The sequence below is a fragment of the Buttiauxella noackiae genome (genome assembly GCF_000737905.1).
GTDB classification, from domain to species: Bacteria; Pseudomonadota; Gammaproteobacteria; order Enterobacterales; family Enterobacteriaceae; genus Buttiauxella; species Buttiauxella noackiae.
The window spans coordinates 1,404,925-1,427,815 of record NZ_JPRU01000002.1 but is presented as its reverse complement, the minus strand read 5'-3'; the positions used below and the strand labels follow the sequence as shown (position 1 = coordinate 1,427,815).

Here is a 22,891-nt window from a genome sequence, read left to right as displayed (position 1 = left end):
TCATGACAGCATCAACTTTTCCTGATGGTTTTTTATGGGGCGGTGCGATAGCAGCAAACCAGGCTGAAGGTGCATATCTTGAAGGCGGTAAAGGGCTAACCACGGTTGATACCATCCCGCATGGTAAAGACCGTATGTCGGTAAAACTGGGTATCGAAAAGCGTTTTAGCTTGCGTGATGACGAATACTACCCGAGCCATGTCGGTATCGATTTCTATCATCGTTACAAAGAAGACATCGCGCTCATGGCCGAAATGGGTTTCACCGTATTTCGTACTTCCATTGCCTGGAGCCGTATTTATCCGAATGGCGACGAGTTAACACCTAATGCGGAAGGTATCGCTTTTTACCGTGACATGTTTGCCGAGTGCAAAAAATATGGCATCGAACCGCTGGTCACGCTGTGCCATTTCGATGTGCCAATGCATCTGGTGAAGGAGTACGGTTCCTGGCGTAACCGCAAAATGATTGAGTTTTTCACCCGCTATGCACGCACCTGTTTTGAAGCGTTCGATGGGTTGGTGAAATACTGGCTCACCTTCAACGAAATCAATATTTTGCTGCATAGCCCATACTCTGGCGCAGGTCTGGTATTCGAAGAAGGCGATAATAAAGAACAAGTGAAATACCAGGCGACGCACCATGAACTACTGGCAAGCGCCCTGGCAACTAAAATCGCCCACGAAGTGAATCCGAACAACCAGGTAGGCTGTATGTTAGCGGGGGGGAATTTCTACCCATACTCCTGCAAGCCTGAAGATGTTTGGGCGGCGCTGGAAAAAGACCGCGAAAACCTGTTCTTTATTGATGTGCAGGCGCGTGGTGCTTACCCGGCCTACACCAAACGTCTGTTCCGCGAGAAAGGTTTTGAACTTGAAGTGCAACCGGGTGATGACGAGATTCTTAAAAATACCGTCGATTTTGTCTCATTCAGTTACTACGCTTCGCGCTGCGCTTCGGCCGATATGAACGATCAAAACAGCAATGCAGCAAACATCGTGAAATCCCTGAAAAACCCGCATATTCAAGCGAGCGAATGGGGATGGGGAATAGATCCGTTGGGTCTGCGTATCACCATGAACATGATGTACGACCGCTACCAGAAACCGCTGTTCCTGGTGGAAAACGGACTGGGTGCTAAAGACGAAATTAACGAGCAGGGCGAAATCAACGACGACTATCGCATCAGTTATTTGCGTGAGCACATCAAAGCGATGGCTGATGCCATCGATGACGGTATCCCGGTTATGGGTTACACCTCGTGGGGCTGCATTGATTTGGTGTCGGCTTCAACCGGGGAAATGAGCAAGCGCTACGGCTTTATCTACGTTGATCGTGATGATCAGGGCAACGGTACGCTCGCCCGCACACGTAAAAAATCGTTTTACTGGTACAAGAAAGTGATAGCCAGTAACGGTTCTGATTTGAGCTAACCTGTGAGTCATGCGGCCAGGCTTTGTAGCCTGGCCGCCTAAAAATGTTTAAACCCGCACCACCATCTCCAGCGCATCGCTATCCTGCAACCAGTCTCGCGTATTAATCCTCAGCATCTCCATAAAGGTATTTCCAGCCGTTGAAAGCCGGGTGATATTGGGGCACAAAATGCAGATGCTGCTGGCGGGAAGGACTTCGCGTAGCACCAGTGGCCGCAGATTCGGGCTATAGCCCGGAAAGCGCAGACGCACTGAGGTCCACATGCTTACCGCATCCGTTTGTTCCATCATGCGCGCCATAATCCATGGCGATGAGCAGTGAATGATGTTTTGCGGTAACGGCAGGTTATAGCGACGAAAAACTTGCCCAAGAATGGAGTGCTCTCCGGGTTCATCCCAGTCCAGCCAAGGGTAATTCATTAAATGTTTCAATGAGGTGGTGTGCGTTACGGGGTGCTTATCTCCGGCAATCACCGTGTTGCTCAAAGCGTACAGCGTTTCGTAATACATACCGTTTTGCACCGCATTGCTGGCGGTGGTTATCACCGCGATATCCAGCCGTTGGTTTTCCAGCGCATCGTAAATTTGCTGCGGACGACCTTCCATTACGATGAGTTTCACGCCGGGATAACGTGCCTGGAATTGAATTAGCGTATTGGTAAATGGCCCGTAGGAGGCGGCAGAAGTAAAACCTACCCGTAACTGGCGCATTGCTTTGCCAAGCAGATTGTCGATTTCATCCCGTGCCTGATGCAGTGAGCGATCGATGTCTCGGGCATGGCGTAGCAAAACTTGCCCATACTCATTTAACGTTACGCCGCGTGATGAGCGTTGCAGAATCGGCATGCCGATTTCAGCTTCCATTTCCTGAATTGTTTTAGAAATGGCGGGTTGTGTGAGATGTAACGCTTTTGCCGCTTTGCCAATGCTGCCTTGCGCGGCAACTTCCAACAAAATATCTAACTGATTTAGTTTGATTTTCAATTTTCAGCCCCGCCAGGATCATCATCGTGGTGCAAAATTTGCTCTCTAACAATACAAATAAGATAACCAAAGGCATAACTAATTTTTATGATTGTAATGTTCTTTTTTTATGCAGATAGTTAAAACAACCCCAGTTTGTTTACATCTGAGTAACAAAGAAGGACGTATACATGAAACAGCGTGTCAGCTATGCCCAGGTGGATGCCGAGATGTCAGCCTCGCTTCCGTATGATGCGCCGTTGGTCCCGGAGCGCGCTAACGCTAAGTCGTTGGTGGCGGTTACTCTCGGCAATGGCCTCGAGATTTATGATTTTGCGGTTTACAGCTTTTTCTCGGTGATCATTGGTCATCTATTTTTTCCAAGCTCCAATGATTACACCTCATTACTGCTGGCTGTAGGGACCTTTGGGGTTGGATTCGTGATGCGCCCATTAGGCAGCATGGTGTTAGGGAGCTATGCCGACAAACATGGACGCAAATCGGCAATGACAATGATCCTCGGGCTAATGTCTTTAGGGGTAATGATGGTGGCTTTTGCGCCGACCTATAACCAGGCGGGGATCTTAGCTCCTATCGTATTGGTGGCCGGGCGTATGCTGCAGGGTTTTTCTGCGGGCGGAGAAGTTGGGGCGGCGACCTCATGGTTGATGGAAGCGGGGGATAAATCTCGTCGCGGCGCGCGCGTCAGCTGGCAGATGACAAGTCAGGGCGGTGCGGCTCTTTTTGGTGCGGCGATGGGCGCGGGTTTAAGCCATGCCCTTAGCGAGCAACAGCTTTACGACTGGGGCTGGCGTATTCCGTTTATTGTTGGACTGGCGATTATGCCGATTGGCTTGTACATCCGCCGTCAGCTTGCTGAAACCCACACTGTGACGCCAACTGTTAGCGCTGAAAACCCGACTTTCACGCTGTGGCGTGAACATCGCCGTGCTTTGTTACTGGGCATTTTGCTGGTGATGAAAGGCACTACTACGTTTTACATCATCATCTACTACATGCCCGCTTATATGGTTAACACGCTGCATATGCCTGCCAGCACGTCGTGGTGGGTGAGTTTGACGGCGGCGGCATTAACGCTGGTGGTGCCTTTCTTTGGCGGCAAACTGGCCGATAGGTTACCTCAGCGTAAACCGATCTTGATCGCCTGCGCGTTAGGGTCGTTCGCGCTAATCTGGCCGATCTTCGCCACTATTCTGCATGGGGCGCCGCTCGGCATTACCCTGGCACTGATCGCAGTGGATCAGATCCTCGCCAATATCAGTTCCGCAGCCTTTTTCTTGTTGATCCTCGAAGCCTTCCCAAAGGCGGTTCGTGCTTCTGGCATGGCTATGGTTTATGCCATTGGTGTCACGCTGTTCGGTGGGTTCGCACAATTGATTGTGACGTGGCTGCTCAAAGTCACCGGGCAACCTATGGCTCCGGCCTGGTATTTGATGTTCTGCGCGGTGGTGACATTTGGCGCATTGCTGGCCTGGCATGAACGAAAAAATTTCTGTGATGAATAAAAAGGAATAACCCTATGCTGATTAAAGAAATTCTCGACCATGAAGAAGAGATGATTGCTATCCGCCGTGATTTCCACCAACACCCGGAATTAGGTTTTGAGGAGTTCCGCACCAGCGATCGCATCGCCGAGTTGCTGACAGAGTGGGGCTACGAGGTGCATCGCGGCCTGGGTGGTACAGGCGTGGTTGGGACGTTAAAGGTTGGCAGTGGTGGTAAGCGTCTGGGCATTCGTGCCGACATGGATGCCCTGCCGATGCAGGAGCAAACGGGGTTGCCGTGGGCGAGCGTAAACGAGGGGAAAATGCATGCCTGCGGTCACGACGGACACTGTGCGATTTTACTCTCTGCCGCGCGATATCTGGCAGAGCAGCGTCCGTTCAACGGCACGCTGCATCTGATTTTCCAACCGTCGGAAGAGTCCATCGGCGGCGCTAAATGCATGATTGATGATGGCTTATTTAAGCTATTCCCTTGTGATGCGGTATTTGGCCTGCACAACTTCCCCTTGCTGCCTGCCGGTGAGATCGCCACCAAACCCGGTGCATTGATGGCCTCGTCAGATAGCATGACAATTACGCTTGAAGGTAAGGGTGGCCACGGATCGATGCCGGAACATTGCATTGATCCTACTGTTGCGGGTGCCTCGATCGTGATGGCGCTGCAAACCATTGTGTCGCGCAATGTGGATCCACAGGATTCCGCTGTAGTGACGGTGGGGAGTCTGCAAAGCGGTACTACGCACAATATCATTCCTCATAGTGCGGTGCTGAAACTCAATATGCGTACTTTTAAAGCTGAAGTACGTGAGGCGGTAAAACAGCGCATTGATAAATTGGTGCACGCTCAGGCAGAAAGCTTTGGAGTGAAGGCATCAATCGCGGTGGACTTTGGCTACCCGGTAACGGTGAATGATCCTCAACAAACACAGTTCGCGTTGCAGATAGCACGCGACGTTTTTGGATCCGATAAAGTCGCCGATCCTTCGCAGGTAAAAAGTGCGATGGGCAGTGAAGACTTTTCATTCATGCTCGAAGAAGTTCCTGGCTGCTATTTGTGGCTTGGCACGGCAACCGGCAACAATGATTACTCGGTTCACCATCCTTTATATCAGTTTAATGATGCCTGTATTTCGAGTGGTGCGACATACTGGGTCAAACTGACCGAGTCATTTTTACGTTAAATTCCCCCGCTCTCATCCTGCGTAAAGCAGGGTGAGAGTGCCAGTAAATTACAACTTTCTGCTGACGGTAAATAACCCTACATTTTCTAGACTGAAAGAAAACGTGTGTAGAGGTTTAACATGTCCTGGCAGCCTTTTCTCTCAGTGATCCCTGGCTCTGTACCTGCGGATCTGGCCATTAAACATATCTCTTACAGTGATATCAGCGATAGCTGGCCGATGAAAGATCAGGTTTTAGAGCAAATTGATGATATCAACCAGCAGCTAGTGGGTGATCCAACACTCGAAGCCCCGGAAATCTTTCTGGATAACCAGGGAAAGCGACGGCTACGTTACCGAAACAAGCTTGCAGAACAAGCTTTTATAAATCGTCCCGCACTTGAAGAATGGCGTTGCCAGTTGGTTCCCACCGCTCTTTCACTATGGGCTGTGCAGCATCCTCTTGCCGAGCGGTTGATAAGCGGTAGGGAAATAGATAGCAACAGCCGGGCATGGTTTATACATGCCAATGATGCGCAAGGTGTTCGGTCACGAGCGAAAGTGATGTCGGCGATTGCTGATGTGTATATCAATAATAATGTTACAGGCAACTGGATAAGCCTTGCCTGTGGCGCTGCGGTACCCGTGCTCAGAGCATTACGCGGTGCGAAATTGCGTGCGCGGAAATTCACTATATTGTTGGTTGATCACGACAGGCAGTCGCTGAAATTTGCGCGCGGCCTCGCGACACAATATGGCCTGGTGGAAGGGCACCATTTTCAGCTGTTAATGAGGAATTTATTCGACCGGATGATAGTCAGTGACAGACTGGTTCAGGAACTTGGTGAGCAGTCAGCTGAGCTTGTTGATGCTCTGGGGATTTTCGAATATTTTTCGACATCTGAAGCGGTGAGTTTTATTAGCAATGCATTGCGTTTGGTTAAACCCGGCGGTGTGTTGGTTATTTCCAATATGCTCACTTCTAGCCCGCAGCTTGCCTTTTTATTGCGCTGTATCGGTTGGCCAACGCTCTATCCGCGCACTTTGCCTGAGCTTAGAGATATTATTATTGCAGCGGGTGTCGATTTGAAAAATGTCACCGTTACGTTACCCAGTGATGGTGTATATGCGGTGTTGGAAATAAATGTGAAATCCTGAAACTGCCCCCGGAATCAGGGGCAGGCAATCTGATTAAGACAGGTAATTTACGCCTTGCTTCAGGACAAAATCACACGCCTGAGTTTTGACTTTTTCTGCCAGCGGTGAACTGCCGATGGTTTTCAGATCCAATTGCTGGCCTTTTCCAGTGTTAAGCAAGCCCATCAGTCCCTGAGTGTAATCTTCTGGCGGAGCTTGCTTTGTACCACTATCTAAACCTAATTTATCCATCAACTGATTTTTGATGTTTTCAGGATTGGTTGCTGATACCAGCTTGTTCTTCATGCAGTACTGCAAAATACCTGCCGCATTCGTCATGCTGTCTGAACTCAGGGCTTTAGTGCCGCCCCCAAGCAGGCTGGTCAGTGACGCCATAGAGTTGCCGGTTGTTCCAGTGCTACCGCTGCTGGTAGTGGTTTTGCTTAACTCTGTTGCCGCGCTGGAAAGTTGATCCTGCCAGCTTGATGCCATCGCCTGGCCGGTAAATACGGATGTTGCCAGCGCCAGGGCGCCTATAACACGATTGCTTGCTTTCATCTTTTATACTCTTTTTCGATAACCTGCATCGCAGGAGAATTTTCGCCGAGTATACCGCTTTCTCTGGGCCTGTTGAGCTTCAGAGAGTTCTTAAAGCAGCCAGATGACAAAGTTATTTACGGCCCGATATAGCGCAATACTACTTTTACCGCCATTTCACGATAATGGGCTGTGCTATCAACCGGCTCCGCGCCATCTTCGAAGAAGTTTGAAAAGGTATAGCTGTTAGCAACATGGTAGAAACTAAAGCTACTAATCAGGCGGTGAACGTCTTTGGCGCAAACCTGCTTATTGAACAGCTGTTTTTCCTGCCCGCGAGTGAGAACATCTTGTAATAATTCCAACGCGCTGCGGTTAATTTCGCGCAGGTAAGCGGACTCTTTTACAAAACGCCCGCGCTGCATGTTTTCCATACAGATGATGCGAATAAAATCTGGGTGTGTCGCATGGAAATCAAACGTCCATTCCACCAGTTCCACCATTGCTTCTACCGGTGGTTGGTCGGAGAGATTGAGCTTGCGTTCACAGCTACGAATTTGGGTGTACACATACTCAAGCACCTGAACATACAGTAGTTCTTTGCTTTTGAAGTGATATACCACCATCCGTTTTGTCGTGTTGGCTTTCTCGGCAATCTGTTCCATGCGTGCGCCGTTAAGGCCAAATTCAGCGAACAAACTAATGGCGCTGAAGAAAATCTTTTCTTTCAGACTGGCGTCATCAAAACGCTCAGGAAGATAAATTTCGTGGGTTTCCACGCAAGGCTCCTTAATGTCATCAGGCCACGGGTAACAGACCTGGCCTGGTGACATTAAAACAAGTTTGCGTGGGCAAAGCACTGATGAGTTAGCGAAGCCCTGAAACACATCACACTCGCGGGCGTTTACGGTAAAGCCACAGGCCAGGAATAGATAAGCCAATCGACAATGCGCCGAGGATAAACGAGGCCTTCAGGAAATTGGTGAGCAGCTGAATCATAAGGTCTTCGGTATAACCAAAGTGGCTGAGTTTTACCGCAGAAATCATTGCGGTGTAGGCAGAAATCCCTGGGAACATGGGAATGACCGCGGCCACGGTGAACACTTTTGGATGGGCCAGGTACCAACGCGACCACTGTATGCCAATTGTGCCTACCAGAAGGGAGGCGATAAACGTACTCCATTCTATGTTCATACCTGCTGCCATCATTGCCATTCGGGAACCGTGGCCAATCGCACCGAGCAGAGCGCAATAAGGCAAAGCACGCTGCGGGACATTAAACACCAGCGCAAAGCCGACTGCGGGAATCGCCGCAAGCACCATGTCTTGTAGCAACGCCAGTAAAAAATCGATTATTCCCATCCGCGCAGACCCCACAGTGACATAGCCATCACGACACCAATACAGGTAGCAAGCGTTAGCAGGCTCGCCATTGCCCATCTTGCAAGCCCCGTGTTGACGTGACCTTTAAACATATCGGCTACGGCGTTAATCAGCGGAAAGCCCGGTACCAGCAGCAGCACACTTGCCGCCATGGCAATGTTTGATGTTGTGGCAAAGGGGCCTTTGGCAATGAGTAAGCCAGAAATTGTGGTGGCAACAAATGCCGTAATGCAGAAATTAATTTGCGGGTGTAGATGGCGTGCGGTAAACACCAGCCGAACATACATCGCTACAGAGCTGGCCAGAAAGGCGACGAAGGCACCATCCCACCCGCCTTTATTTAGCTTACAGAAGCAGCCACAAGAGAGGCCAACCATCAGCACCACTAGCCAACGTGGATAGCGTAGCGGTTTTATATGTGCAAAACGTTTCAAAACATCTTTGTGATCCAGAAGCTTATGCTCGGCCATGATCACTATGTGTTGAACTTCCGTCACCACATGCATGTTGATACCGCGGTCGGTGTTTTTACGCGTGGTGGTAAGGCACTGATTGTCTTTTATGGTGCTCAGCACAATAGCATTGGCTGAAATTGAGCTTTCAACGCTATCCATACCTAAGGCGATACCCAGGCGGCAGGAAAGTTCTTCCACCAGTGCGCTTTCAGCACCATGTTGTAGCAAAAAAAGGCCGCACTGGATGCAAAGGCGAGTCACGTCCCGCTGCGTGTTTACATCTTCCGACATACCTGTCCTATAAAAGCTCGGAGCGCCAACAGCCGCTCAAATTTTAACATCCCTCATTATTAGCATATGCCGCCACCTGCACTCAGGCGCTCCAGATCAACATTTAACGAAATAACCTATTTCGCACACTTTTTCGGCGAACTATGAACTCGCCCACACTCTTTACATGACTTTCGAAAAGTGCACGTTTTAGACCGATATTGGCCTTCTTTTTCCCCCTGATGACGTTAAAAATGCATTAACGAGCAATTGTTAAACATAAAAATAACATTTCAATAACGCACATCAGAGAATTTATCCTATGAAAACTCAGGTAGTGATTATTGGTGCTGGTCCATCGGGTTTGTTGTTGGGACAGTTACTGCATAACGCAGGCATCAGCAATGTGGTGCTTGAACGACAATCACCCGAACATGTTTTAGGTCGTATTCGTGCGGGTATCCTGGAAAATGGCACCGTAGATTTATTGCGCGAGGCTGGGGTCAGTAAAAGAATGGACGCGGAAGGGCTTGTCCACGAAGGTGTTGAGTTTCTGGTCGATGGCAGGCGTATTCCTGTTCCGTTAAAAGAACTGACGGGCGGAAAAACGGTGATGGTGTATGGCCAGACGGAAGTGACCCATGATTTGATGGAAGCGCGCCGTGCAACTGCTGCTGTCTCCCTTTACGGCGTTAGCGATGTGCAATTATTTGACATCAAAAGCGATTCTCCATATGTCACTTTTGAGAAGCAGGGCGAAGCCTGCCGTATCGATTGTGACTACATTGCGGGTTGCGACGGCTTCCACGGTGTTTCCCGTAAAGCTATTCCTGCGGAAGTCACTCGTGAGTACGAACGTGTTTATCCATTCGGCTGGCTAGGGTTGTTGTCCGATACGCCACCTGTTAACCATGAGCTTATTTATGCACATCATGAGCGGGGATTCGTGTTGTGTAGTCAGCGCTCACTAACCAGAAGCCGCTACTATTTACAGGTCTCGCTTAGTGACGATGTTGAATCCTGGTCAGATGAACGCTTCTGGGATGAGCTAAAACAGCGCTTGCCAAAAGAGTTGGCGGAGAAGTTAGTGACTGGTCACTCACTTGAGAAAAGTATCGCCCCATTACGTAGTTTTGTGGTTGAGCCGATGCAATATGGCAACCTTTTCCTGGTGGGCGATGCGGCTCATATTGTGCCGCCGACCGGAGCAAAAGGATTAAATCTTGCAGCATCTGATGTGAATTACCTGTATCGAATTTTGAGCAAGGTGTATCACGAAGGGCGAACTGATTTACTGGAGACTTATTCACCCATGGCGTTGCGTCGAGTGTGGAAAGGGGAGCGTTTTAGCTGGTTTATGACCAATCTGCTTCATGATTTCGAAGGCATGGATGAGTTTGACCGTAAGATGCAGCAGGCCGACCGTGAATACTATCTGGCTTCGCGCGCAGGGTTGACAACAATTGCCGAAAACTATGTCGGATTACCATTCGAACTTGTTGAATAAGCTCTACTTAAAATAATTCAAGTTGTGGGAAGGTGAGCAACTAACCCATCAACAAAGTATGCTGGATATATACTGATTCGGCATAGCATTCTGTTTATGCACAAAGAGGATGTCATGAGCCTGAACACCAGTATTCCGGTATTTAAACTTTATGGTGAAAGCCGGAACTGGCCTGCTGCGGATTTGCTGCATTGCGAGTCTATCCACAGCCGCAGTAGCCTTTATGAATGGCATATTCGTACGCATCAGCATGCTGATTTGGTTCAACTGCTTTATTTACATAAAGGTCAGGTGGAGATAGACATTGAGGGCTCTACGCACCATGTGACGCACGCCTGTATTCAAGTTGTTCCGGCCTTGTGCGTGCATGGTTTTAAATTTTCGCCAGGTGCGCAGGGCTACTCACTCTCTTTTTCAGCGCCTTTAATAACGCAGTTTGAACAACAGTTTGGTCGCCCTTTGCAGGTGCTTTCGCAAGCAACCTGTCTGCCGGTGAAAGGCTCGCGTAGGCAAATTAATACGCTGTTTAGCACCCTGCAAAGTGAGTATGAGGGCCAGGGCGAAGCGCGCGATATGATGTTGCATTCACTCATTAGCGCCTTGCTGGTTTGGCTTAATCGGCAATGTACCCCAACCCCGAGCGGTAATTCGCGTGTTGAGCGAAAACGTTCGGTGATTCATCATTTTAACCAACTCGTTGAACGACATTATCGTGAACAGCTTTCGGTAACGCATTATGCAAGTGTCGTGGGCCTATCCAGTGTGCATTTAAATAATCTGTGTCATGAGTTTTATGGCTACAGCGCACTAAACGTATTGCATCAAAGATTGTTGCTTGAAGCCCGGCGCAGTTTGCTCTACACCAGCATGACAGTCAGTCAAATCTCTGATTATCTCGGTTTTAGTGACTCAACCTACTTTTCACGTTTTTTCCGTCGCCATATGGGGACCACGCCAAAAGATTTTCGTAATCATCCAGTGCAGGCTCTTTAAGCTAACTTCCTGTTTGACAGTAATTATTTATATAAAATTAGTGCTTTCTCTTTCATCACTCTATTGGTTTTTTTCTAATAAATATAATGGCGTGAATTTTATTTTCATTGGGATTATTTGTTGTTTTTCATGTATATCTATTATCCTTTCTTTATTTATTGTTGATATATTGGTCAAGGGAATGATATGAGAAACACTATCACTATAAGTAATGAGTTAAGCCAAATAATGATTGTTGTGCCTTGTGTGTTAACGACAGCAGGGATAATTCACCAGCTAAAAATAGGGCCAGGAATTAAAGAGGCAATTAATATTATCAGAAATATTGATGGCGCTTATGATGAAGTGTTAAAAACACCTGGCTCCATAGTTGTTTTAAATATCAGTAACTCATCAAAGCAATTAGCTGATGAGATAAGGTTTATTAAGTGGTATAGAAAGGAACAGCCAAATAGAAATATTGTTATTTACACTCATAATCATAAGGTTAGTATCCTTAAGTATCTTTCATCTTTGGGGGTACGAGTCATTATATCTCAATATGAATTACCCACAATATTCATGGAGCTGTTAATAAAATCACTATCTAGTAGCATAACCCTACATAGCCCGATTATTAAAAAAATACTGCAAGAACAGTTATCTTGTGAACTTACGTTGTGCGAGAGTCAGGTAATCGAGCAGCTATTTTTAGGCCATAACGTCACTCAAATAGCTCAGCACTTGGGGCGTGATATCAGAACAGTAAGTTCGCATAAAAGACATGCAATGCAAAAGCTGGGATTACATTGTGATAAAGATCTCCATGTTTTGAGCTGCGAGATTACAGGGAAGTCATTGTTTTTATAAGGAGGTTAATATGTCAGAAATTAAAGAAAGTCTCTTTATGCATAACCCATATTGCCGGGTGGTAGTTATTAGTAAACGCCCTATGATGAGAGAAGGTTTACAGGTCGTTATGAAAAAAACAGCGACAGAATCTTCGCAGATTTTATTGGCGGATTATTTAGATCTAAGTTCAGAAATCCTGGATAAAGTTGATGTTGTTATGATTGAACTAGATAGTTCTCAACAGGAATTTATAGAACAATGTGAATATCTGAACCATCTTAAAAGCAGATCTCGGCATGTAAGATGGATATTTATTGTGCCTGCGCATTTGCGGAATATCGCGGTTGAACGATTGCTGACAGCCAAAATTTCGTTGCTTTCGTTACATGAGCCAATGAGCAGTATTATCGAACATGTATTCAATAACGTCGGTGATGCTGAAAGAATCAGCAAATATCTTTATCAGGAGCAAGCAGTACAGCTATCGATTACTGATACGGTCAAAACGAACTTAACTTTTTCAGAATGCCGCGTTTTACGGCTTATCAGTAAAGGTTGGAAACTGGTGCAAATTGCGACACTACTAGAAAAAAATTACAAAACCGTTAGTGCGCAGAAAAAAAGTGCTATGCGCCGGTTGGCACTTAAAACAGATGCTGAAATGTATGCCTGGATATTCAGCGATCGTGGAAAGCGGGAGTTAAGTATTCCACCATATAATCAAGGGATATGAAAATAATGAGGTACGACTGAGGAGGTCAATCCGTCCTCAGTCTCCTGATTATTGGCACACATCTACCCAATGAGCAGCGGTGAGTTCTGCCAAACGAACAGGGGAAATGCGCACCGCACTATGAATGGCCCCGGCTGCAGGTAAAACCTCCTCGTACTGTTTCAGCGAAATATCGCAATAAACTGTTAACGGATTTTCCAGTCCAAAAGGACACACTCCTCCCACCGGGTGGCCAGTCCAGGTCACAACCTCATCGCTACTTAGCATGCGAGCCTTTGCTCCAAAAACTGTTTTAAGTTTTTTATTATCCAGCCGAGCGTCACCTTTCGCGACAACCAGCACTACTTGATCCTTCACTTTCAACGACAATGTCTTAGCAATTTGCCCAGGCTCGACGTTATGGGCGACCGCAGCTAAAGCAACGGTTGCGGTGCTTTGATTCAATTCAATGATATCGATATCGGGGGCGTTTTCGGCAAAGAATTGCCGGACGGACTGCAGGCTCATGCTTTTCTCCCATTCTGGTCAGCAAATAATTTGGCATAAGTATGTGCTATATGTAAACCAGTGGAGCCGCCCATTATTGTGTTGAATGAAAGGGTGACGTTGTGATGTGAATTACTTAAAGAAGCTAAAGTTTCAGTGATTTCTGGATCTTCTTCACATTCGCTGCAACCGGTTTCAGTAACCGGTTGCAGCGCGTGAATTAGCGATGAATACTGAAATGGTCACACACCTGTACCCAATAATAAGAGCAGCCTATGAAACCGATTTTTTTATGCTGTGCCACTGCTGTCGAATCGAAAGCTGTATCTAAAAAGGTCCCGGTTTCGGGAATGAATTCTATGAATCACGGACTGTTGCGCGGCAATACTTTTTCCGCCGATACATCCGCGTTGATAGCCTGACTGGAGTTCCGATATGTCTACCAATCATGCAGCTTTTAATTTGATTTTCCGTTTTGTAGAAAACTACGTTAGTCCAATCGCTGGGCGAATCTCTTCACAGCGTCATGTTATGGCGATCCGTGATGGGTTTATTTCTGCGATGCCATTTATGATTGTCGGTTCGTTTTTATTGGTCTTCGCATACCCACCTTTCTCGCCAACCACTACCTGGGGATTTGCTCGCGCGTGGTTGGATATGGCGAAACAGTTTGAAGGGCAAATTCTTACGCCGTTTGATATGACGATGGGCATCATGTCTATCTACATTTGTGCGGCCATTGCCTATAACCTCGGTAAACATTACGTGAAGTCGCACGGCCTGGACCCATTCATGTGTGCGATGCTGTCATTGATGGCATTCCTGCTGGTGGCGGCTCCAAAAACCAAAGGTGTCATGCCGATGGATAGCCTGGGCGGCACGGGGATCTTTACTGCGATCCTGGTTGCGATTTACTGCGTCGAGATGATGCGCTTCCTCAAAGCACACAATATCGGGATCAAGCTTCCAGATCAGGTTCCACCGATGATCAAAAACTCCTTTGATCTCCTGATTCCAGTATTAGTTGTTGTCCTGACGCTTTACCCGCTGAGTTTGTTTATTCAATCTGAGTTCAGCATGTTGATCCCACAGGCGATTATGTCAGTGTTTAAACCTCTGGTATCTGCTGCTGACTCATTGCCTGCGATTCTGCTGGCGGTGCTGATTGGCCACCTGTTGTGGTTTGCGGGGATTCATGGCGCAGCTATCGTTTCCGGGATGCTGCAAATGTTCTGGCTGACTAACCTCGGGATGAACCAGAGTGCGCTGGCTCAAGGCGCTCCGTTACCACATATCTTTATGGAAGCGTTCTGGACGTTCTTTATCGTCGTCGGTGGTTCCGGTGCAACAATGGGTCTGGTGATTTGCTACCTGCGCAGTAAATCAGCCCACCTGCGCTCCATTGGTCGTCTGAGTATCGTTCCAACGTGTTTTAACATTAACGAACCCGTCATTTTCGGTACACCAATCGTTATGAACCCAGTGTTCTTCATTCCTTTCCTGCTGGCACCAATGGTTAACGCTGTATTGGCATGGGGCGCGATGAAGATGGATCTGATTGGTCGCGTAATTTCAGTTGTGCCGTGGACTGCTCCGGCACCAATCGGTGCGGCCTGGGCTTTGGGCTGGGATTTCCGCGCGGCGATTCTGGTTATTTTGCTGGCTGTTGTTTCCGCCATTATCTACTTCCCGTTCTTCAAAGTATACGAGAAGCAGTTGCTGGAACAAGAAGCGGAAGAAGCACAGAAATCATCTGGAGAAGAGAGCCAACAGGCTGCTTAAACATAGAACGAGATGTGAAACAAAACGGTGGGGAAACCCACCGTTTTACTTTAACGTGCAGTCACCGCAGCGTTGGACATCTGGCAGTTTATAACGTTGGCAGCAGGTGCGACGTACCAGCAAACCTTCACTGAGAATGACGGTACGGAAGAGGGGATTATCCTGCCCATTCTTCAGCTGTTTTTCAAAGAAACAGAGATGACGCAACTCGGCAATTGTCGATTCATCCAGCAATTCTCTGATCTCGCCAAAAAACCAGTTCAGCAGATATCCCGTATTACTCCAGATGAGTTTTCCATTGATTTCACCACTTTTTTCCAGAGCATCAACGATGGGCATTAACCCTTTAATCAGCAGCTTTTCAAAGCGTTGGGTTAACGACATTGTCGTCGCCATCTTATCTTCCTGAACGTCTAGCCAGAAAGTAGCAGCTCTACCTGTTTCATGAAACTCAACATGGATATGTTGCGGGGTGATATCCAGTGCGCGAGGTTGGGTAATCAATGCCATGACCAGCGGTGGAACCAGTAAGCCAAGATACCATTGTGCCCATAGCGATTTTAGCGGCTTCCCTTCACGCGCAAGGTTTGGCTGGTTCCGGTAAATGTGGTCACTGTAGCAGGCGAGAAGCGAGTTTAAGGTCGTAGGTTGTGTCCACTGATGCAGAGTCAGGCTGGTGTGAGGCACAGGTTCATTGAGTTTGATGATGTCGTTAAAGTACGGTCGATGCACAGCAAAATACGCACGTAGCTCATCTGCAAGCGGCGATTGCGGGCTCGTAAATGGCGGCTGCCATGACAAATCATTAATAAACTGTGAAGACTGAAACGACATTGGTAAACAAAACCACTAATACAAATGATAATGATTGCCAATCCTATCTATAGATAATGCCTTTAGCAAGGTGGTTTTGTGTTCAAGGCATTTGGCCGTTAAAAATGAGCGGTTTCTGTTTGTGCGGGAAGGAGAGTTTCGCTGACAAAGATGCTGTTACGGCCCTGTCTTTTGGCACGATAAAGTGCGCCATCAGCTTTGCGTAATGCTTCTTCAATGTCGTGCTGCTCAAGTGCTGCAAGGCCAATACTTATTGTAAGGTGGGTCGCCACGCTTTTGTTAAACATGTGCTGAATATTTAAATCATAAACGCGTTTGCGAATGCGCTCTGCTGTTTGCAAGGCTTGTTCAGCATCAACATCAACCAGTAAGACCATAAACTCTTCACCGCCATAACGCGTGACGACATCACGTGAACGTACAGCGTCACGAATGGCTGCAGAGACATGGGTCAGGGCTTTATCACCCATGTTATGGCCGTAGTTATCGTTGTATGCTTTAAAGTGGTCGATATCCAGCAGCAGTATATAATGCTGGCCGCTGCCGACTGAGAGCAGAGTATCAAAACGGTTTTTGAATCCGCGGCGGTTATTCAAACCAGTAAGCGGATCTAACATGCTCAGATCGTTAAGAGTTTCTTTTTCTTCAAGTAATTTATTCATCAAACGACGCGTAAAGTTATCATGACGCTGATGAATGATATGTTGAATGGTAATCCCCACACCCGGTAGAACAATGGAATATAATAAGCGTGGCCAGTTTGCACCTTGATCAAGCCAGAATATGGTTAAGGTGACAGGCAGACATGCGGCAAGAAATGCTTGTATATTATTAATATAAGAGATTGCGCCAATAAATAATATTGCCAACAAGGCGATAATTAAAAAAGAAACATCTTTATTTGGCATCGCAGAGACTTTTATATAGATATGCCCCGCCCAGAGTAAGCCAATTATTAACGAAATGAAGTTAATGTTAATTAATTTCTTTTTATTTACCAGTTGCCAGAGCAGACAGGACAGGCTTACCACCAGCACCAGAACAATGGGTACTGTAATATGTTGCGTATTAGTTGCCGGGGATATCATGCTAAATCCCGCAGAAAACGCATTCAATAATAAAAATAAACGCAAAGAGAGTTGATGTTTCCCTTTGAGTAAAGTGGACCAATTTGTTGCTGTCATATCAAAAATAGTTCTTTCGACTCATGCCCGACATTATGCTGCGAATGAAGTAGGAAAATATATCCGGAGAGTGATTACTTCATGTAGGTATAAAGATGTTAATCAGAGATTTAACATTATGGTTCAATCTATCACCTTACTGAATATATGTCATCTGATGATGCGGAAAGCTTAACATTTCTAATGTAAAACTGACGATACGCTATCGCTGACAAACGAGAAGTAATGTCATATGATATTGGTTATCATTACCAATTGATGAGATAGCGATGATGTTACAACGTCAGTTAGGAAGTGCATGGGGTGTGCTGATACCGGGAGGCATCGTCGCCGCGTTACTGTATCTTGATCTTTCTTTTAGTCAGTGGCGAGTGTTGATTGTATTGGGGTTATTGGTGACCACGGCCATGCTGTACCATAAACGGTTACGTCATTTTGTGTTAATACCATCATGCGTTGCATTTGCCAGTGGGCTTGCGCTGGTGATGATGAATTTGGGAACGATGAGATAGCAAGATGAAATCGAGGAGAAGCAGAGTACTGCTGAAAAGATGATAAGAATTGGTGCGAAGAGAGGGACTTGAACCCTCACGCCCGTTAGAGCACTAACACCTGAAGCTAGCGCGTCTACCAATTCCGCCACCTTCGCAAATCAAATCTTATCTAAGATACCGCCTTCGCATTGGTGCGAAGAGAGGGACTTGAACCCTCACGTCCGTAAGAACACTAACACCTGAAGCTAGCGCGTCTACCAATTCCGCCACCTTCGCGCAGTGCGAACGATATCTTGCGTGGTTAATGGTGCGAAGAGAGGGACTTGAACCCTCACGTCCGTAAGAACACTAACACCTGAAGCTAGCGCGTCTACCAATTCCGCCACCTTCGCATACCCACAACACCGAAGTATTGTAACCACGGAGGCGCATTCTAGATGTTTTCTGCGCGTCGTCAACAGTTAATTTGGTGCCGCTTTTCTAATCGCTGGAAAAAACGGCACTGCGTTGTATTAACGCTTCTTCACGCCACGCATAACAACTGAGCGGTAAACTTTGAAACGGCCTGTCTGAGCGATCACTTCATGGTTGCCAAAGGTTTCGTCCAACACATCTGGATACGCCAGGAAGGCGTTCGCTACGATACGCAATTCACCGCCCATATTCAGATGGCGGACTGCGCCGCGAATCAGCTGGTGAGCTGCATCAAGGCTAGTTTGCAGGCCGTCATGGAACGGCGGATTTGAGATAATCATGTCAAAACGACCATTCACTTCGGAATAGACGTTACTGGCAATAACTTCACCTTCAATCTCATTTGCAGCAAGTGTTGCACGGCTTGCCGCAACGGCAGGAGCAGAAACATCACATAAAGTCAGACGGACTTTAGGAGAGTGCTTAGCCAGTGAAACCGCCAGCACGCCAGCGCCACAACCCACATCCAGTACTTTACCTTTGGTATGTGGTGTCAGGGTGGAGAGCAGCAATTTACTGCCGGTATCCAGGCCATCGCGGCTAAATACGCCAGGCAGAGTTTTGACGGTCAGGTTTTCGTGTTGGTACTCATCCCACCAGGAGTTCTCATCAAATTGCGGCTGTGTTTCCAGGCGACCGTGATAGAAGCCACAACGGCGTGCGCTATCGATTTTGTTGAGTGGGCAAAATTCAGCGAGCATCTGCTCAGCACTGCGCACACCGCTACGGTTTTCACCGACAACAAAAATATCGCTGCCAATGGGCATCAACGACAAAATATTCATCAACTGGAACTGAGCTTCTGGCTTATTCTTCGGCCAGTAGTAAATCAGGGTATTGCAGTCGCCAATGATGCTGGCGTCAGCCACCAGGCCGTATTGTGCATCTTCGCCCATCTGAGCGCTCAATACCTGCCAGTGGTGAAATTGTTGGGTATGCACGCGACTTGCTGCCGTTTCGAAACGGGCTGGCAGGTCGTCTTGTAAGTCACCGGCAAACAGCACGCGGCTTTCGGTAAAATCATCGCTATGGCGCAGCAGCACTTCACTTGCCGGGGTTAACGCAGTCATCAAATTACTCCTGGAAAATCAGAACCGGGATTATAGAGCTTTAATGGCGCATATTCGATGAATTTGCTATATTTGCGCCCCAATTGGCACTCTCTATCTGGTTTCGCTATGCCTCATATACCTTTGCGACGTGACTGGTTGTTACAACAACTGGGCATTACCCAGTGGGAGTTGCGGCGCCCGGCTGTGTTGCAGGGCGAAATTGCAGTCTCACTGCATGAAAATGTCAGGCTACTGATGGTCGCCGAAGTGCTTCCTGATTTAAACGATCCGTTAGTTAACGATGTTTTGCGTAGCCTGAATCTGGATTCACAGCAGGTCATGCAACTGACACCAGAACGGGCCGCGATGCTACCAGGTGATAGCCGCTGTAATAGCTGGCGATTGGGAGTGAGTGAATCTCTTCCTATACCTGGCGCGCAATTAGCGACCCCCGAATTAAACGAGCTTTATCAAAATGGCGCCGCTCGACAGGCGTTGTGGCAGCAAATTTGTGAACATGAAAACGATTTCTTCCCTCACCACAAATGACTTGAGCGCGGCTTACGCTATAGAGCAGCGCAGCCATGCTTTTCCATGGAGTGAAAAGACCTTCGCCAGTAACGAAGGCGAGCGTTATTTGAATTTTCGCCTTGATGTTGATGGCAAAATGGCGGCATTTGCGGTGACACAAGTCGTGTTGGATGAAGCGACGCTGTTCAATATTGCGGTTGACCCTGATTTTCAACGCCAGGGTTTGGGTCGCCAGTTGCTGGAGCATTTAATCAGTGAACTGGAAGCGCGAGATGTATTTACCCTGTGGCTTGAAGTGCGCGCCTCTAATCACGCGGCTATAGCACTCTACGAGAGCCTGGGCTTTAACGAGGCGACTATTCGTCGCAATTACTACCCCACAAAAGAGGGTCGGGAAGATGCCATTATCATGGCATTACCACTGAATTAATCGAAAAGGTGTGTTGATGAACTGGGACTGGATTTTATTTGATGCTGACGAAACGCTATTTACCTTTGACGCTTTCGGCGGCTTGCAGCGGATGTTTCTCGATTATAGCGTGACCTTTACCGCTGAAGACTTCCAGGATTACCAGGCGGTTAACAAACCTTTGTGGACCGATTATCAGAACGGCACCATTAGCGCGCTTCAGTTACAGCACCAGCGTTTTGAGGGATGGTCTGAAAGATTGTCAGTGCCTGCTGGCGACCTGAACGCGGCATTTCTTAACGCTATGGCCGTGATTTGCGTGCCGCTTCCAGGCGCGGTTTCCCTACTTAATGCATTAAAAAATAAAGTAAAAATCGGTATTATCACTAACGGTTTTACAGCGTTGCAGCAAATCCGCCTCGAGCGCACCGGTCTGCGTGATTATTTCGATTTGCTGGTGATTTCTGAACAGGTCGGTGTCGCGAAACCCGATCGTAAGATTTTTGATTACACCTTTGAGCAAATGGGCCAGCCGCCACGCGACCGAGTATTGATGGTTGGCGACACCGCAGAATCAGATATTTTAGGCGGCATGAACGCAGGAATTGCCACCTGCTGGCTCAATGCCCACGGACGAAGCTTACCGGAAGGCATTATGCCAACCTGGGAAGTGACCTCACTGAGTGAACTGGAGCGACTGTTGTGTAATTCATGATTGCTTGGGTACAACGCTGATTGTTAAACCAGACCTGATGGGTAAAATAGCCGCCAGGTAACGTTCATTTGCCGCGCCGTTAACTCTGCGTGGAATACACAGAAGATTTCATTATGACTTTGTCTCCTTTTTTGCAAGAAGTGGGGAAACGCCGCACTTTTGCGATCATTTCTCACCCCGATGCCGGTAAAACGACCATCACTGAAAAAGTTTTGCTTTTCGGACAGGCCATTCAGACCGCTGGTACGGTAAAAGGCCGTGGTTCCAGCCAGCATGCTAAATCTGACTGGATGGAAATGGAAAAGCAGCGTGGTATATCGATTACTACGTCTGTGATGCAATTCCCGTATCACGATTGCCTGGTCAACCTGCTTGATACCCCAGGGCACGAAGACTTCTCCGAAGATACTTATCGTACTCTGACTGCGGTTGACTGCTGCTTGATGGTTATCGACGCCGCGAAAGGTGTAGAAGATCGTACCCGTAAGTTGATGGAAGTTACCCGTCTGCGTGATACGCCAATTCTCACCTTTATGAACAAACTCGACCGCGACATCCGCGACCCGATGGAAGTGATGGATGAAGTGGAACGTGAGCTGAAAATCGCCTGTTCACCGATCACCTGGCCTATCGGCTGCGGCAAGCTGTTCAAAGGTGTTTATCACCTTTATAAAGACGAAACTTATCTTTATCAGACGGGTAAAGGTCACACTATTCAGGAAGTGCGCATCGTCAAAGGGCTAGATAACCCAGAGCTTGATGCTGCTGTTGGTGAAGATCTTGCCGCGCAGCTGCGTGACGAGCTGGAACTGGTTCAGGGTGCTTCCCACGAATTTGACCGTGAACTGTTCCTTGAAGGTGAACTGACGCCAGTCTTCTTCGGTACTGCGTTGGGTAACTTTGGTGTTGACCATATGCTCGATGGCCTGGTTGAGTGGGCTCCGGCTCCGATGCCACGCAAAACAGATACCCGTGAAGTTCAGGCTGCGGAAGAAAAGTTCACCGGCTTCGTGTTTAAAATTCAGGCCAACATGGACCCGAAACACCGCGACCGCGTTGCGTTTATGCGTGTGGTTTCCGGTAAGTACGAAAAAGGCATGAAACTGCGCCAGGTTCGCACCGGTAAAGATGTGGTGATTTCTGATGCGTTGACCTTTATGGCGGGTGACCGTTCACACGTTGAAGAGGCGTATCCAGGCGATATTATCGGCCTGCATAACCACGGCACCATTCAGATTGGTGATACCTTCACTCAAGGCGAAATGATGAAGTTCACCGGTATTCCGAACTTCGCACCGGAACTTTTCCGTCGTATTCGTCTGCGTGACCCATTAAAGCAGAAGCAGTTGCTTAAAGGTCTGGTTCAGCTTTCTGAAGAGGGCGCGGTACAGGTATTCCGTCCAATCGCCAATAACGATCTGATTGTTGGTGCGGTCGGTGTGCTGCAGTTCGACGTGGTTGTGGCGCGTCTGAAAAGTGAATACAACGTTGAAGCGATTTACGAGTCGGTCAACGTCTCAACGGCGCGTTGGGTAGAAAGCACTGACGTTAAGAAGTTTGAAGAATTCAAACGGAAAAACGAAATGCAGTTGGCGCTTGATGGCGGTGATAACCTTGCTTATATCGCTCCAACAATGGTCAACCTGAACCTGACACAAGATCGTTATCCAGAAGTTTCGTTCCGTAAAACCCGCGAGCACTAATCGTCTCTCAGGGCGCGGCAGCCGTCGCGTCCTGCTACTTTTCCCGTCTTATTAATCCCTTACGGATTGTTCTTAATTTCCCGCATTTCCTTCATGTTCATCCACTTTCGCCATGCAATTCCGTGATTGTTGTCTATATTTAACAAACCAGTGACAAATTGGTTGGTTGAAAATGCCACGTAAATGAAGATTTCTGGCGAGTTCATTCGTACTAATTTTTCCTGGCGCTATTAAAAACTGAACTGAAAACTTTTGGACTGTAACAATTAGCCCAATTCTTAAGGAAAGCCGTTACGTTA

23 protein-coding genes and 3 tRNA genes are annotated in these 22,891 nt (G+C 47.6%); 14 read left to right on the top strand and 12 right to left on the bottom strand.

The window, feature by feature from the left end; all coding sequences use genetic code 11:
• The first annotated feature begins 2 nt into the window (after nt 1–2).
• Entirely contained in the window at nt 3–1,433 is a 1,431-nt protein-coding gene (locus IX31_RS15015; protein ID WP_034459532.1) for a 6-phospho-beta-glucosidase, read from the top strand.
• 48 nt (nt 1,434–1,481) lie between these two features.
• On the opposite strand, the gene IX31_RS15010 is transcribed toward IX31_RS15015, so the two are convergent.
• The gene (locus tag IX31_RS15010) at nt 1,482–2,417 is read right to left on the bottom strand and encodes a LysR family transcriptional regulator (protein ID WP_034459530.1); all 936 of its coding nucleotides are present in this window, start codon (nt 2,415–2,417) and stop codon (nt 1,482–1,484) included.
• Nucleotides 2,418–2,587: 170 nt separating this feature from the next.
• Between IX31_RS15010 and IX31_RS15005 the strand changes: the two genes are divergently transcribed.
• From IX31_RS15005 to IX31_RS14995, 3 genes are all read left to right on the top strand, one after another.
• On the top strand, nt 2,588–3,922 hold the full coding sequence (locus IX31_RS15005; protein WP_034459527.1) for an MFS transporter: 1,335 nt from the start codon (nt 2,588–2,590) through the stop codon (nt 3,920–3,922).
• A 14-nt stretch (nt 3,923–3,936) separates the two neighbouring features.
• Nucleotides 3,937–5,103: a M20 aminoacylase family protein gene (locus IX31_RS15000; protein WP_034459524.1), complete on the top strand. Its 1,167-nt coding sequence runs from the start codon at nt 3,937–3,939 to the stop codon at nt 5,101–5,103.
• Between the two features lie 120 nt (nt 5,104–5,223).
• Nucleotides 5,224–6,240, top strand: coding sequence for a class I SAM-dependent methyltransferase (locus IX31_RS14995; RefSeq protein ID WP_034459522.1), 1,017 nt, complete (start codon nt 5,224–5,226; stop codon nt 6,238–6,240).
• A 33-nt stretch (nt 6,241–6,273) separates the two neighbouring features.
• Here IX31_RS14995 and IX31_RS14990 read toward each other — a convergent pair whose 3' ends face one another.
• From IX31_RS14990 to IX31_RS14975, 4 genes are all read right to left on the bottom strand, one after another.
• A complete protein-coding gene (locus tag IX31_RS14990) occupies nt 6,274–6,777 on the bottom strand; it encodes a YjjA family protein (RefSeq protein WP_034459520.1) in 504 nt (167 codons plus the stop codon).
• A 116-nt stretch (nt 6,778–6,893) separates the two neighbouring features.
• Nucleotides 6,894–7,535, bottom strand: a complete 642-nt coding sequence (locus IX31_RS14985; protein WP_051880729.1) for a TetR/AcrR family transcriptional regulator — start codon at nt 7,533–7,535, stop codon at nt 6,894–6,896.
• A 109-nt stretch (nt 7,536–7,644) separates the two neighbouring features.
• Nucleotides 7,645–8,118 carry a threonine/serine exporter gene (locus tag IX31_RS14980; RefSeq protein ID WP_034459515.1) on the bottom strand — a complete coding sequence of 158 codons (474 nt, stop codon included), beginning with the start codon at nt 8,116–8,118 and terminating at the stop codon, nt 7,645–7,647.
• Nucleotides 8,109–8,885 carry a threonine/serine exporter family protein gene (locus IX31_RS14975; RefSeq protein WP_034459513.1) on the bottom strand — a complete coding sequence of 259 codons (777 nt, stop codon included), beginning with the start codon at nt 8,883–8,885 and terminating at the stop codon, nt 8,109–8,111. The genes IX31_RS14980 and IX31_RS14975 overlap by 10 nt, the downstream gene beginning before the upstream one ends.
• Nucleotides 8,886–9,186: 301 nt before the next feature.
• Between IX31_RS14975 and pobA the strand changes: the two genes are divergently transcribed.
• The 4 genes from pobA to IX31_RS14955 all read left to right on the top strand — a co-directional run bounded on the left by pobA (nt 9,187) and on the right by IX31_RS14955 (nt 12,928).
• The gene (pobA, locus tag IX31_RS14970) at nt 9,187–10,371 is read left to right on the top strand and encodes a 4-hydroxybenzoate 3-monooxygenase (RefSeq protein WP_034459511.1); all 1,185 of its coding nucleotides are present in this window, start codon (nt 9,187–9,189) and stop codon (nt 10,369–10,371) included.
• A 114-nt stretch (nt 10,372–10,485) separates the two neighbouring features.
• Entirely contained in the window at nt 10,486–11,364 is an 879-nt protein-coding gene (locus IX31_RS14965; RefSeq protein WP_034459509.1) for a helix-turn-helix domain-containing protein, read from the top strand.
• Nucleotides 11,365–11,550: 186 nt separating this feature from the next.
• The gene (locus tag IX31_RS14960) at nt 11,551–12,213 is read left to right on the top strand and encodes a LuxR C-terminal-related transcriptional regulator (RefSeq protein ID WP_034459507.1); all 663 of its coding nucleotides are present in this window, start codon (nt 11,551–11,553) and stop codon (nt 12,211–12,213) included.
• A 10-nt stretch (nt 12,214–12,223) separates the two neighbouring features.
• Complete coding sequence (locus IX31_RS14955) at nt 12,224–12,928, top strand: helix-turn-helix domain-containing protein (RefSeq protein WP_051880728.1); 705 nt, start codon at nt 12,224–12,226, stop codon at nt 12,926–12,928.
• A gap of 48 nt (nt 12,929–12,976) precedes the next feature.
• Here the strand turns inward: IX31_RS14955 and IX31_RS14950 are convergent, their stop codons facing one another.
• Nucleotides 12,977–13,435 (bottom strand): YbaK/EbsC family protein, encoded by a 459-nt coding sequence (locus IX31_RS14950; RefSeq protein WP_034459505.1) that lies wholly within the window; start codon nt 13,433–13,435, stop codon nt 12,977–12,979.
• 414 nt (nt 13,436–13,849) lie between these two features.
• On the opposite strand from IX31_RS14950, the gene IX31_RS14945 reads away from it, so the two are divergent.
• Nucleotides 13,850–15,196, top strand: coding sequence for a PTS sugar transporter subunit IIC (locus tag IX31_RS14945; RefSeq protein ID WP_034459503.1), 1,347 nt, complete (start codon nt 13,850–13,852; stop codon nt 15,194–15,196).
• A gap of 45 nt (nt 15,197–15,241) precedes the next feature.
• Here IX31_RS14945 and fhuF read toward each other — a convergent pair whose 3' ends face one another.
• Both fhuF and IX31_RS14935 read right to left on the bottom strand, forming a co-directional pair.
• A complete protein-coding gene (gene fhuF, locus IX31_RS14940; protein ID WP_034459501.1) occupies nt 15,242–16,030 on the bottom strand; it encodes a siderophore-iron reductase FhuF in 789 nt (262 codons plus the stop codon).
• Between the two features lie 98 nt (nt 16,031–16,128).
• Nucleotides 16,129–17,214, bottom strand: coding sequence for a GGDEF domain-containing protein (locus tag IX31_RS14935; RefSeq protein ID WP_034459499.1), 1,086 nt, complete (start codon nt 17,212–17,214; stop codon nt 16,129–16,131).
• 269 nt (nt 17,215–17,483) lie between these two features.
• Here IX31_RS14935 and IX31_RS14930 point away from each other — a divergent pair, with 269 nt between their 5' ends.
• A complete protein-coding gene (locus tag IX31_RS14930) occupies nt 17,484–17,726 on the top strand; it encodes a DUF1435 domain-containing protein (RefSeq protein WP_422110231.1) in 243 nt (80 codons plus the stop codon).
• A 50-nt stretch (nt 17,727–17,776) separates the two neighbouring features.
• Here the strand turns inward: IX31_RS14930 and IX31_RS14925 are convergent.
• The 4 genes from IX31_RS14925 to rsmC all read right to left on the bottom strand — a co-directional run bounded on the left by IX31_RS14925 (nt 17,777) and on the right by rsmC (nt 19,252).
• Nucleotides 17,777–17,863 (bottom strand) — tRNA-Leu (locus tag IX31_RS14925).
• Nucleotides 17,864–17,897: 34 nt separating this feature from the next.
• A tRNA-Leu gene (locus IX31_RS14920) sits at nt 17,898–17,984 on the bottom strand.
• 29 nt (nt 17,985–18,013) lie between these two features.
• Nucleotides 18,014–18,100 (bottom strand) — tRNA-Leu (locus IX31_RS14915).
• A 120-nt stretch (nt 18,101–18,220) separates the two neighbouring features.
• On the bottom strand, nt 18,221–19,252 hold the full coding sequence (gene rsmC, locus IX31_RS14910) for a 16S rRNA (guanine(1207)-N(2))-methyltransferase RsmC (RefSeq protein ID WP_034459496.1): 1,032 nt from the start codon (nt 19,250–19,252) through the stop codon (nt 18,221–18,223).
• Nucleotides 19,253–19,360: 108 nt separating this feature from the next.
• Here rsmC and IX31_RS14905 point away from each other — a divergent pair, with 108 nt between their 5' ends.
• The 4 genes from IX31_RS14905 (at nt 19,361) to prfC (ending at nt 22,592) form a co-directional block, all read left to right on the top strand.
• Nucleotides 19,361–19,783: a DNA polymerase III subunit psi gene (locus IX31_RS14905; protein ID WP_034459493.1), complete on the top strand. Its 423-nt coding sequence runs from the start codon at nt 19,361–19,363 to the stop codon at nt 19,781–19,783.
• Complete coding sequence (rimI, locus tag IX31_RS14900; RefSeq protein ID WP_034459490.1) at nt 19,752–20,195, top strand: ribosomal protein S18-alanine N-acetyltransferase; 444 nt, start codon at nt 19,752–19,754, stop codon at nt 20,193–20,195. The genes IX31_RS14905 and rimI overlap by 32 nt, the downstream gene beginning before the upstream one ends.
• A 16-nt stretch (nt 20,196–20,211) precedes the next feature.
• Nucleotides 20,212–20,889 carry a pyrimidine 5'-nucleotidase gene (yjjG, locus tag IX31_RS14895; RefSeq protein ID WP_034459488.1) on the top strand — a complete coding sequence of 226 codons (678 nt, stop codon included), beginning with the start codon at nt 20,212–20,214 and terminating at the stop codon, nt 20,887–20,889.
• Between the two features lie 113 nt (nt 20,890–21,002).
• Nucleotides 21,003–22,592, top strand: a complete 1,590-nt coding sequence (prfC, locus tag IX31_RS14890; protein WP_034459486.1) for a peptide chain release factor 3 — start codon at nt 21,003–21,005, stop codon at nt 22,590–22,592.
• Nucleotides 22,593–22,891 lie beyond the last annotated feature (299 nt).

Bases quoted from the DNA above. Each gene is read 5' to 3' on its own strand.
- IX31_RS15015 (WP_034459532.1), top strand. From the start codon at position 3: ATGACAGCATCAACTTTTCCTGATGGTTTTTTATGGGGCGGTGCGATA.
- IX31_RS15005 (WP_034459527.1), top strand. From the start codon at position 2,588: ATGAAACAGCGTGTCAGCTATGCCCAGGTGGATGCCGAGATGTCAGCC.
- IX31_RS15000 (WP_034459524.1), top strand. From the start codon at position 3,937: ATGCTGATTAAAGAAATTCTCGACCATGAAGAAGAGATGATTGCTATC.
- IX31_RS14995 (WP_034459522.1), top strand. From the start codon at position 5,224: ATGTCCTGGCAGCCTTTTCTCTCAGTGATCCCTGGCTCTGTACCTGCG.
- IX31_RS14990 (WP_034459520.1), bottom strand. From the start codon at position 6,777: ATGAAAGCAAGCAATCGTGTTATAGGCGCCCTGGCGCTGGCAACATCC.
- IX31_RS14980 (WP_034459515.1), bottom strand. From the start codon at position 8,118: ATGGGAATAATCGATTTTTTACTGGCGTTGCTACAAGACATGGTGCTT.
- IX31_RS14975 (WP_034459513.1), bottom strand. From the start codon at position 8,885: ATGTCGGAAGATGTAAACACGCAGCGGGACGTGACTCGCCTTTGCATC.
- pobA (WP_034459511.1), top strand. From the start codon at position 9,187: ATGAAAACTCAGGTAGTGATTATTGGTGCTGGTCCATCGGGTTTGTTG.
- IX31_RS14965 (WP_034459509.1), top strand. From the start codon at position 10,486: ATGAGCCTGAACACCAGTATTCCGGTATTTAAACTTTATGGTGAAAGC.
- IX31_RS14960 (WP_034459507.1), top strand. From the start codon at position 11,551: ATGAGAAACACTATCACTATAAGTAATGAGTTAAGCCAAATAATGATT.
- IX31_RS14955 (WP_051880728.1), top strand. From the start codon at position 12,224: ATGTCAGAAATTAAAGAAAGTCTCTTTATGCATAACCCATATTGCCGG.
- IX31_RS14950 (WP_034459505.1), bottom strand. From the start codon at position 13,435: ATGAGCCTGCAGTCCGTCCGGCAATTCTTTGCCGAAAACGCCCCCGAT.
- IX31_RS14945 (WP_034459503.1), top strand. From the start codon at position 13,850: ATGTCTACCAATCATGCAGCTTTTAATTTGATTTTCCGTTTTGTAGAA.
- fhuF (WP_034459501.1), bottom strand. From the start codon at position 16,030: ATGTCGTTTCAGTCTTCACAGTTTATTAATGATTTGTCATGGCAGCCG.
- IX31_RS14935 (WP_034459499.1), bottom strand. From the start codon at position 17,214: ATGACAGCAACAAATTGGTCCACTTTACTCAAAGGGAAACATCAACTC.
- IX31_RS14930 (WP_422110231.1), top strand. From the start codon at position 17,484: ATGATGTTACAACGTCAGTTAGGAAGTGCATGGGGTGTGCTGATACCG.
- rsmC (WP_034459496.1), bottom strand. From the start codon at position 19,252: ATGACTGCGTTAACCCCGGCAAGTGAAGTGCTGCTGCGCCATAGCGAT.
- IX31_RS14905 (WP_034459493.1), top strand. From the start codon at position 19,361: ATGCCTCATATACCTTTGCGACGTGACTGGTTGTTACAACAACTGGGC.
- rimI (WP_034459490.1), top strand. From the start codon at position 19,752: ATGAAAACGATTTCTTCCCTCACCACAAATGACTTGAGCGCGGCTTAC.
- yjjG (WP_034459488.1), top strand. From the start codon at position 20,212: ATGAACTGGGACTGGATTTTATTTGATGCTGACGAAACGCTATTTACC.
- prfC (WP_034459486.1), top strand. From the start codon at position 21,003: ATGACTTTGTCTCCTTTTTTGCAAGAAGTGGGGAAACGCCGCACTTTT.